Consider the following 7439-nt stretch of genomic DNA (forward strand, 5'->3'; position numbering starts at 1 on the left):
CACCTCGACAGATATTGCCGCCGCAAATTGGCCTTCGCTTGTCACTCACTTGAGAGCAAAAGGCCTGACTTACAACGAGGGAATAACCGGGCAGAAATCAGCCTTTGACGTGACAGGATGGGCGATCGTCTCCAATGTTGCAACCCTGACTTTTGCCAACACAACGGCAGAAAATGCACTCTTGACGGCACTCACAGAGGACAACCTTGTCCATGGATCTTACAGCAATTGGAGATCAATAACACTTGCCGGAGCAATCGGAACTATCTCAGCCGGGGAATATGCAATAACCGCCATTGACCCTCTGACACGGACTATCAGCTTTGCTTTCACAGCGGCCGACGGTTCAGCGTCAGGAACCTTCACAGCGAACTTTTATACCAACAGGGTTTCAGGATCATCAACCACAGCCCGTGTATATGAGGCAACAGGAAGAACTCTTGTATCTGCTAATGATGGGGAAAATATCAGCGGGTTGAGAAGACGGGATAGGGGTCAGGGGCATTATCACATACCGACTTCTTTGACAGGAAATGATATAGGTAGCAGCAACACTGCTGGATCATTTATAAACTTTTTTAACGGGTCCTATTCTTCTACTTTATATTCTACAAGAGAACCAAAAACAGACGGAGTAAACGGAACCCCAAGAACCGGATCAACAACAGACCCAAGATCAGCAGTCGGACACCTCTATTTATGGGGACAGAATTTTTCTAGTTAAGGAGACAATATGATTCAGATTCTAAAAGACGATGAGATTTACACCGAGGTTGAAACAACTCCGGAAGAAGAGAGCGCAGAACTCAGCAAGGCGAACCTGGCAGCCGAACTATTGAACCGGGACAAGGTCGGGGAGTTTGTGGCAAGAGTCAAACCGGTGGATGCTCCCGTAGCGAAGTGACAACAGTATACCTAATCGGTGCAATAGTCGCTCTGTGCTCCGTTATCGGCGTCATGTGGAAGATTAACCGCATGAGGGTTAAGGGCTTTAAACTGGACATAGCCGATAATGAAGAAAGGCTCAGAACTCTAAGAGATATTGTTGTCTCTCAGGAAGATGAGATTCGCAAGCGTGACCAAATGATCGACACACTACAGGAGATCGAAATTGACCATATCAAAAAGAGCAAGAAGCTGCGGACTCCTGATAATCGGGCTAATGTTCGCAATGCTTCTGATATCATGCGAGACCTTGCCGGAGCCGGTGATAGTGACGGAGACAGTTCTTCCTCCTGAAGTGATCTTCCCTGACTTCCCATCCATCGAAGGCGTTGAGTATCTTGACGGCTTTGTTAAGATCCCGGATTACGTCTGGATCTCAATAGCTCAATATGGCTTGGACGTAAAAAAAACGGAAGACCAGTATAAGGCTTTCCGCTCAGAATGATTTATTGGAGGTCGTGATTCCTTCTCCGGTCACGGCCTCATTTTTAAAGTTTCTTTGCTCTTTTTATTCCTTCTTTTATCAATGATGTAACGAAAACGACATGTTCTAATTTTTCTCTGTCAAGGATTCTTCCTTCTACTTTATCGTTTATTATTCCAATCCATGACTTCAATGTTTCAACCTTGTCTTTTTTTGATAAAACATCGTCATTCAAAAGGCTACCAATTATTTCTTCATATTCTCTCATTCTCCCTCCTTCCTAATCCGTTCCTGATAAATCTCATCATCCGTCAACCTTGATTCCTCTGGATGAAAAATCACATTCAACCCCATTACAATAATCAATAATAAAAACGATCCCACTCCGACCGATAAAGCTATGTCTGCTAATTGTTGCATGATAACTCCTTTGCCCCTTTCGGGGCTATTTGTTTATTTAAAAGATTGTAAAGCCTTTTTTTCTGCCTTTGAAGATGAAAGCTCTGTACCACTGTTTACGCATTCTCCGCCGATTCCATTGTATGTTGCCCAATCCCAAACTTTATTATTTCTTACTACAACATAAACATTACCATTAACAGAACCTGTATACAAACCATTACTTGTCTTATTCATTTCTTTTCTCCTTAGTTACTATCTACCTTTATTATACATATCTTTAGAAGCCTGTCAAACGATATAGACACAAATAGTTAAAATAAAATAAAAACAATTATACAGTTGACAAACGATATAAACCGGATATAATCAACGGTATGGAAACAATAAAAACGATAGCCAAAAAGGCGAACATATCAACGGCGGCAGTTTATCACCGTATAAAAAAGATCGGAATGAAACGGCGTTATGAAGAGAATGAAAACGGAAGGGCAGAACGTGTCTTTGACAAAGAGGACGCCGAACTGATCCTTAATTATCAACCAGAAAAACCCGGGAGGAAATCATGATACCAGATCCACCATGGAAAACAGACAACCTTGAATTCTTTGAGAATGAGGAAATCCAGGAAACTCCTGACGAGATCAGAGAAAGGCAGTTCAATGAATATTCAGACAAAAAGGATCTTGACTGGATCGAGGAATTCAGATGATTTTCGAGGAATGGATACACTGCCTGATTGATCCCTGCCCATGCGAGGACGTCGGATGTGATATCTGCACCTTTGAGGATACCGGAGACGTATGTCAACCGGATATTAAACAAAAGGTCGGCCCTGAACAAGCCGACCATATCTGAGGGGGAGTTCTAAAGGATTGCATCGGCCGGGTGGGTTTAGGATCTCAGCCCGGTTTTTTAAAGAATAGAGAAGGATGTTGACAAATTGAAAAATAGGGATTATGATTTAATTGTTCAGACTAACTACCTGGATTACAAACATCTACAATATCAAGAGGCTTTATTGAAGTCCCTTTATACAATTTCGTAGATGGGTTGTGTTTAGGGTAGTTCCTAAAAAGGGATTTCAATAAGGTCTTTTTTTGAGTCCGAACCGTTTACGAGTATAACGGCGGCAATCGATAACTACGCAGCGTGCCCGAAGTTGGAAGCGGTAAATTTGACCAACTATAAAGTCATGATGAAAGTCAGCAATCATCAGACATAAAACTGACAAGGTTGAGACACCCACAATTATATTGGAGTAGGTGACACTCAATGATCCATCCTGTATTGGGGCTATGGGATACGGAAGGGCATATTGCCAACTCACTTAGTCAATGACTAAAGGGGTATGGCGTAGCTATATTCAAATAATAGGAGAGAATGATGAAAATTGAAATTGATTTACAGGACATTTTAGGGGACGAGTACGGAGATATGGAATCACTGGCAAACTCAATTGAGAGACAACTTGTAGACAGTATTCAAGCTAATCTTTCAAAAGGAATACAGAATAAAGTAGACTCTGTTGTTGCGGAGATTATAGCCAGTAAAGTGGCAGAGACAGCGGAAAAGGTTCTCCCTGCTCTGGTAGAGGAACTGGTAGACAAAGAGTATCAGCCTGTTGGAAGGTACGGAGACAAAGACGTCCCAACAACTATGAGAAAAGAACTTCTTAAAGTACTGACATCTCAGATGATCTATAAATCTGGTAGTTACTCATCAGATAAAAACTTCTTCACAAACAGCATTGATGATATTATTTCTGCTAAGATGAAAGAGTTTAAAACTTTGTTTGATTCAAAAGTAGATGAAGTTTTTACAAAAGAAGCGTTTGACTATGCACTTGTAAAGATGAATCAGAAGTTCAAGATGGGAGAAGTAAAATGAAAGGATTTATCTACAGAACAGGAATAAGAATCAAGGAATTCGGAGAAAGGCATCAGATCGGATTCATCGCAAGAATTGGAATCAATTTACAGGGGAAGTTATGAAAAAGATGAGTTTAATTAAAGCAATTAAAAAGATTATGAAACGGAAGAATAAAAAAAAGGTTAAGCAGAAAAGATCAAGCCCTGCAGGAACAAAGCTCTGGATGAGAATGTATAAGGCTCAGCTGAGGGCCAAAACAAGAGAAAACCGGATACTTATGAACTCAGGAAAAGCAACACAACCTGGAACCTTACAGGGTGGAAGACCTCTTCCGTGGAACCATGGGTTTACAGCATGAATGACATAATTGAATCAATCCTATGTGAGCTGGCATTGGCGGAGGACACTCACCCATCATGGCCTAAAGACATCATCCATCAGGTGGCAATCATGGCAGAAGAGTCAGGGGAGGCCGTGAGAGCCGCTAATCAGTACGTCTATGAGAGAGGGACCCTTTATGACTACAGGATGGAATTGATCCAGACAGCGGCCATGTGTATCAGATGCCTGAAGAACCTGGAAGGAGTTGAATAATGAGTATGGATAACGAAAAAAGAAAGGTTGAATTTGTTTTAAAGTTAGCTCCTGGTTTTGGAATCGGAATATATTATTACAAAGGGATTATTGCCAGCGACGTTGACAGAATGGTTAAAATCAATTTTCTTTTATGGGATATCTTGATTCTTGGAATACCTGCGGGAGTTGATTGATGTACCGATCAAAATACAACGCCAAAAAGATTGTAATTGACGGCATCAAGTTTGACTCACAGAAAGAGGGGAAGCGGTATCAGGAATTAAAATGGCTTGAGACAGATGGACAGATCCATAGCCTAGAATTACAGCCGAAGTTTGAAATAGTTTCACGTATTAAATGGAATGGTAAAACATTGGCAAAGCGATCATATAAAGCTGATTTCAAGTATTACCTTGTCAGCGCTGGGATGTGGGTAGTTGAAGATGTCAAGGGATTTTTGACTCCTGTCTACACTCTGAAAAGACAGATATTCCTGAATCTTTACCCTGACTATTTATTTATCGAAACATAAGGAATTATAATGACAATTGAACTAATCAACGAACCGATAAAACTTCCCTCCTGTTCTCCCATAGCGGCCTATGAGGACATGACACACGAACAATGGCTATCTATGAGGACAGAAGGGATCGGAGGCTCTGAGGCTGCAGGGGTGATGAACATGAGCAAATATAGCAGCCCTCTCACGGTGGCAATGGAAAAGACAGGCAGAATAAAGCCTGATGACATTTCCCAGGAAGACCCCATAATCATGGGGAACCTCATGGAGCCTCTGATCCGGAACAACATTGTCAAGCCGATCCTTAAACAGAGACTTGACCTTGATGTTGAAGTCATCGATCCGACTCACATGTACCGCTCTGACATTTATCCATGGATGATTATCAATACTGACGGGTTTTTAATTGTTACAACAAAGCTAAAAGAAGGTGAAGAGCCTGGAGATTGCGGAACTGAAGCAAAACTAATCGGCCTGGAACTGAAATTCCGTTCATCCTATATGCTCCAATACTACGGGGGCCGGGACGGTTCAGAGGTTATGGACTCAGACTATTGTCAGGTTCAGCATTACATGGCCGGGACCGGGCTTGATGAGTTCCTGGTTTTCGCAATGTGTGGAAGCCTCCCGGTTATCCGCTTTGTCCCCAGGAATGATAAGTTTATCATAGCACTGGTAGAAGAAGAGAGGAAACTCTGGGAAATAATTCAGGAAAATAACATAATGAATTTCCCAGCTCCGAACGGATCGGATGCAGATCAGAAAGTAGTTGACCATCTTGGCAGACCTCAGTCAGAAGAAGCCGCAATGATCCCACAGGATGAGGAAAAGATGGTATTACATAAATACCTTGGATCAGAGATCAAGAGGCTCACAGAGGACAGGAAACGCATTCAGCAGGAAATCCTTATGGATATGGGAATCCACAAATACGGGGAGACTGACAACATGATGGTGACAAACTCACGCTTCCCCGTGACAAGACTAGACGGGAAACGGCTCAGGCTTGAAAAACCTGAGATAGCAGAGGAATACAGCAACACTACTGAATCATCAAGGTTCAGTGTTAAGGAGAGATGAGTATGAATATATTTTATGTTTTTGATGAGATTGACAGTGAATCTTTGAGAGCGCCTTTTGATAAAAAAAAAGGAGAGGGATGGATTAAATCGACGGTTGATATAATACCAAGAATAGGTGAATGGGTTGATTTGCCTGTTGGGGAAGAATATTCAGAATTAAAAAATGATTTAGGTCAATGGTGCTGTGATCTTAATACTGTTGTTAATGTTGCATATTACATTAAATATAATGCAGTTGTGATAACTCTTGGATATGGAGTAAGTGAATCATGACCATAACAAAATACACAAAAGGCGGCCCGGTAGCTCACGACATTCAGTATCTTCATGAGGAATGCATCCTGAGATTTGGATCAGATGATGAACCAAAACAGACCATGATACAGGCTCATAATGACCTTAATAAACTGGCTGGATCAATCTGTGGTAAAGCCGTCAGAGTCGAAAAGGTCAGCTGGACCCGTTCAAGGGGTGAGACCAATATCACCATAGAATGCACAGCAGCCGCAGAGAACGGGGAGGAAATGACAATCAAGCTGCCGAAGATCGGATGGAGGGACAGTATCAGGAATGTGGGAGATATTTCAGAGAGAATACAGATCCATCACGGAATTGAGGAAGCGGATATTCTGATCCTTCAGCAGTTTGAATATTCCCTTCAGGACTATGTAAAGACCGGATCAGGTCAGCTTGATTTCGGCTTTCAGGAGGTAATGTGATGCCATGCGGAAAATATGCAGGGATGACAATTCGACAGATAAACAGGCTTAGAAATAAAAACAGTAAAAGGAGAATTAAATGAACGTAGAAGGCAAAGACGCAACGGAAAAGACAAAACAGGTACAGGCGAAAGCACCGACTATTTACGGCTTGATCACGAGTACCAAGGATGAATTTGGGAAAGCACTCCCGGCTCATGTGGACAAGGAAAGATTTGTCAGAATCGCAATGACAGCTATCCGGACCAATCCGAAACTTGCACAGGCAAATCCTACCAGCTTAATGGGCGCATTGATGACGGCGGCTCAGCTTGGATTGGAACCCAATACACCGCTCGGCCAGGCTTATCTGATCCCGTACGGATCAGAGGTTCAGTTTCAGCTCGGGTACAAAGGACTCCTGGATCTTGCCTACAGATCGAAACAGTACAAGCGTATAAATGCCCGTGTAGTGGACAAGGCCGACGAGTTCGCCTATGAGTACGGACTTGACGAAAGACTACACCATAAGCCCTCAGCGAAGCCCACAGGGGAATCCGTCTATTACTACGCAGTCTATGAACTGGACAACGGCGGGAAATCATTTGTCGTATGGTCAAAGCAGAAAATTGAGGATCATGCAAAGAAATTCAGCAAAGCATTTACTTCCGGACCCTGGAAAACAAACTTTGATGCCATGGCCTGCATGACTGTCCTCCTGGATCTTCTGAAGTCAGCACCAAAGAGCACCGAAGCAGCCCAGGCCGTGGCAAGTGATAATATGACAGTCAGAATGGACATGGCAGACCCAGAGCATCACCTGGATGTAGATGGAGACTTTGAAGCGGTTTAATCTTCCTATCAGGAGGTGATCATCTTGGCTTCCCCGGTGGAATAGTAACCGGATATAGGAGAAATAAATG

The 7439-nt window shown here is 42.6% G+C and carries 17 protein-coding genes; 14 read left to right on the forward strand and 3 right to left on the reverse strand.

The window, feature by feature from the left end; all coding sequences use genetic code 11:
• From PF479_RS09105 to PF479_RS09115, 3 genes are all read left to right on the forward strand, one after another.
• Positions 1-724 (forward strand): hypothetical protein (locus PF479_RS09105; protein WP_298005226.1); only part of this gene is annotated, 724 nt, incomplete at its 5' end.
• Between the two features lie 9 nt (positions 725-733).
• Positions 734-904: a hypothetical protein gene (locus tag PF479_RS09110; RefSeq protein WP_298005229.1), complete on the forward strand. Its 171-nt coding sequence runs from the start codon at positions 734-736 to the stop codon at positions 902-904.
• Positions 901-1239, forward strand: coding sequence for a hypothetical protein (locus PF479_RS09115; RefSeq protein ID WP_298005231.1), 339 nt, complete (start codon positions 901-903; stop codon positions 1237-1239). Before PF479_RS09110 ends, PF479_RS09115 begins: the two co-directional genes overlap by 4 nt.
• 194 nt (positions 1240-1433) lie before the next feature.
• On the opposite strand, the gene PF479_RS09120 is transcribed toward PF479_RS09115, so the two are convergent.
• Genes PF479_RS09120 through PF479_RS09130 form a run of 3 tightly spaced genes read right to left on the reverse strand, consistent with a single transcriptional unit; the run spans position 1434 to position 2005 of the window.
• Complete coding sequence (locus PF479_RS09120; protein WP_298005234.1) at positions 1434-1637, reverse strand: hypothetical protein; 204 nt, start codon at positions 1635-1637, stop codon at positions 1434-1436.
• Positions 1634-1789 (reverse strand): hypothetical protein, encoded by a 156-nt coding sequence (locus PF479_RS09125; protein ID WP_298005236.1) that lies wholly within the window; start codon positions 1787-1789, stop codon positions 1634-1636. Before PF479_RS09125 ends, PF479_RS09120 begins: the two co-directional genes overlap by 4 nt.
• A gap of 33 nt (positions 1790-1822) precedes the next feature.
• Entirely contained in the window at positions 1823-2005 is a 183-nt protein-coding gene (locus PF479_RS09130; protein WP_298005239.1) for a hypothetical protein, read from the reverse strand.
• A 140-nt stretch (positions 2006-2145) separates the two neighbouring features.
• On the opposite strand from PF479_RS09130, the gene PF479_RS09135 reads away from it, so the two are divergent.
• The 11 genes from PF479_RS09135 to PF479_RS09185 all read left to right on the forward strand — a co-directional run bounded on the left by PF479_RS09135 (position 2146) and on the right by PF479_RS09185 (position 7369).
• Positions 2146-2337 (forward strand): hypothetical protein, encoded by a 192-nt coding sequence (locus PF479_RS09135; RefSeq protein WP_298005241.1) that lies wholly within the window; start codon positions 2146-2148, stop codon positions 2335-2337.
• On the forward strand, positions 2334-2480 hold the full coding sequence (locus PF479_RS09140) for a hypothetical protein (RefSeq protein ID WP_298005244.1): 147 nt from the start codon (positions 2334-2336) through the stop codon (positions 2478-2480). Before PF479_RS09135 ends, PF479_RS09140 begins: the two co-directional genes overlap by 4 nt.
• Positions 2481-3151: 671 nt before the next feature.
• Entirely contained in the window at positions 3152-3658 is a 507-nt protein-coding gene (locus PF479_RS09145; RefSeq protein WP_298005246.1) for a hypothetical protein, read from the forward strand.
• 100 nt (positions 3659-3758) lie between these two features.
• Positions 3759-3998, forward strand: coding sequence for a hypothetical protein (locus PF479_RS09150; protein WP_298005248.1), 240 nt, complete (start codon positions 3759-3761; stop codon positions 3996-3998).
• On the forward strand, positions 3995-4234 hold the full coding sequence (locus PF479_RS09155) for a hypothetical protein (RefSeq protein WP_298005251.1): 240 nt from the start codon (positions 3995-3997) through the stop codon (positions 4232-4234). The genes PF479_RS09150 and PF479_RS09155 overlap by 4 nt, the downstream gene beginning before the upstream one ends.
• Positions 4234-4410 (forward strand): hypothetical protein, encoded by a 177-nt coding sequence (locus PF479_RS09160; RefSeq protein ID WP_298005254.1) that lies wholly within the window; start codon positions 4234-4236, stop codon positions 4408-4410. Before PF479_RS09155 ends, PF479_RS09160 begins: the two co-directional genes overlap by 1 nt.
• A complete protein-coding gene (locus tag PF479_RS09165; protein ID WP_298005256.1) occupies positions 4410-4748 on the forward strand; it encodes a DUF1064 domain-containing protein in 339 nt (112 codons plus the stop codon). Before PF479_RS09160 ends, PF479_RS09165 begins: the two co-directional genes overlap by 1 nt.
• Positions 4749-4850: 102 nt before the next feature.
• Positions 4851-5816: a YqaJ viral recombinase family protein gene (locus tag PF479_RS09170; protein WP_298005266.1), complete on the forward strand. Its 966-nt coding sequence runs from the start codon at positions 4851-4853 to the stop codon at positions 5814-5816.
• Between the two features lie 2 nt (positions 5817-5818).
• Complete coding sequence (locus tag PF479_RS09175) at positions 5819-6091, forward strand: hypothetical protein (protein ID WP_298005258.1); 273 nt, start codon at positions 5819-5821, stop codon at positions 6089-6091.
• Positions 6088-6537, forward strand: a complete 450-nt coding sequence (locus tag PF479_RS09180) for a hypothetical protein (RefSeq protein WP_298005261.1) — start codon at positions 6088-6090, stop codon at positions 6535-6537. Before PF479_RS09175 ends, PF479_RS09180 begins: the two co-directional genes overlap by 4 nt.
• Before the next feature lie 79 nt (positions 6538-6616).
• Positions 6617-7369, forward strand: a complete 753-nt coding sequence (locus tag PF479_RS09185) for a recombinase RecT (RefSeq protein ID WP_298005263.1) — start codon at positions 6617-6619, stop codon at positions 7367-7369.
• Positions 7370-7439 lie beyond the last annotated feature (70 nt).

Source organism: Oceanispirochaeta sp. (genome assembly GCF_027859075.1).
Lineage (GTDB): Bacteria > Spirochaetota > Spirochaetia > DSM-2461 > DSM-2461 > Oceanispirochaeta.

Excerpts from the sequence above, each read along its gene's own strand:
- PF479_RS09170 (WP_298005266.1), top strand. The coding sequence starts at position 4,851 with ATGAGGACAGAAGGGATCGGAGGCTCTGAGGCTGCAGGGGTGATGAAC.
- PF479_RS09135 (WP_298005241.1), top strand. The coding sequence starts at position 2,146 with ATGGAAACAATAAAAACGATAGCCAAAAAGGCGAACATATCAACGGCG.
- PF479_RS09125 (WP_298005236.1), bottom strand. The coding sequence starts at position 1,789 with ATGCAACAATTAGCAGACATAGCTTTATCGGTCGGAGTGGGATCGTTT.
- PF479_RS09175 (WP_298005258.1), top strand. The coding sequence starts at position 5,819 with ATGAATATATTTTATGTTTTTGATGAGATTGACAGTGAATCTTTGAGA.
- PF479_RS09165 (WP_298005256.1), top strand. The coding sequence starts at position 4,410 with ATGTACCGATCAAAATACAACGCCAAAAAGATTGTAATTGACGGCATC.
- PF479_RS09180 (WP_298005261.1), top strand. The coding sequence starts at position 6,088 with ATGACCATAACAAAATACACAAAAGGCGGCCCGGTAGCTCACGACATT.
- PF479_RS09160 (WP_298005254.1), top strand. The coding sequence starts at position 4,234 with ATGAGTATGGATAACGAAAAAAGAAAGGTTGAATTTGTTTTAAAGTTA.
- PF479_RS09185 (WP_298005263.1), top strand. The coding sequence starts at position 6,617 with ATGAACGTAGAAGGCAAAGACGCAACGGAAAAGACAAAACAGGTACAG.
- PF479_RS09130 (WP_298005239.1), bottom strand. The coding sequence starts at position 2,005 with ATGAATAAGACAAGTAATGGTTTGTATACAGGTTCTGTTAATGGTAAT.
- PF479_RS09120 (WP_298005234.1), bottom strand. The coding sequence starts at position 1,637 with ATGAGAGAATATGAAGAAATAATTGGTAGCCTTTTGAATGACGATGTT.
- PF479_RS09150 (WP_298005248.1), top strand. The coding sequence starts at position 3,759 with ATGAAAAAGATGAGTTTAATTAAAGCAATTAAAAAGATTATGAAACGG.
- PF479_RS09155 (WP_298005251.1), top strand. The coding sequence starts at position 3,995 with ATGAATGACATAATTGAATCAATCCTATGTGAGCTGGCATTGGCGGAG.
- PF479_RS09140 (WP_298005244.1), top strand. The coding sequence starts at position 2,334 with ATGATACCAGATCCACCATGGAAAACAGACAACCTTGAATTCTTTGAG.
- PF479_RS09145 (WP_298005246.1), top strand. The coding sequence starts at position 3,152 with ATGATGAAAATTGAAATTGATTTACAGGACATTTTAGGGGACGAGTAC.
- PF479_RS09110 (WP_298005229.1), top strand. The coding sequence starts at position 734 with ATGATTCAGATTCTAAAAGACGATGAGATTTACACCGAGGTTGAAACA.